Raw genomic sequence first — 713 nt, 5'->3', positions numbered from 1 at the left:
CATAACGTACCGTCCGATTATAGCGCTCGACATACGCGTTTTGTTGTGGATTACCGGGCTGAGTGTGAATCAACGTGATATGCCGCTTAGCTGCCCACGCTAGGAGTGTTTTACTAATGTATTCCGGCCCATTATGGCTAACGCCGAACTTCGTTTCACACCGTAGGCACGCAGGCTTGCCTCGCCACTCGATGATTTGATCCAACACTCTCGTGACTCGCTCTGCAGGCAAAGAGAAGTCCACCTCTATGCCCAAACCCTCACGGTTAAAGTCATCAATCACGTTAAAGAGACGCAAGCAGCGACCGTCAGCCAGTTGGTCATGCATAAAATCCATTGACCATACTTGGTTGATCGCAGTGGTTGCACCGAGCGCCTCAGGACGCTCACGTACAATGCGTTTCTTAGGTTTGATACGCAAGTTTAACTCGAGCTCGCGGTAGATTCGATAGACTCGTTTGTGGTTCCATTTAAAGCCCTTAATATTACGTAAATACAGGAAACATAGGCCAAAGCCCCAGTTACGTTGAGCGGTGGTTAATCGAATCAACCAGTCAGCAATGACCTCATTCTCACCGGCTTGTCTAGGCTGGTAGTAATAGCAGCTTTGGCTGATGCTAAATACCTCGCATGCCACTCGTATACTCGCTCTAAATTGCGTGACCGCGCGTTGCGCCATCTCTTTGCGTCGAGATGGCGTTACCACTTTTTTT

Annotated in this window: 1 protein-coding gene; it reads right to left on the bottom strand. The window is 49.1% G+C overall.

Annotated features, from left to right (window positions below; all coding sequences use genetic code 11):
• Positions 1-713: IS3 family transposase (locus tag HMPREF3144_RS07040; protein ID WP_141742748.1), on the bottom strand; the 713-nt coding region annotated here is incomplete at both ends.

Source organism: Oligella sp. HMSC05A10, assembly GCF_001808335.1.
Classification (GTDB): domain Bacteria; phylum Pseudomonadota; class Gammaproteobacteria; order Burkholderiales; family Burkholderiaceae_B; genus Oligella; species Oligella urethralis.
The sequence above is the reverse complement of the archived record's forward strand: the minus strand, read 5'-3'. Positions and strand labels throughout refer to the sequence as shown.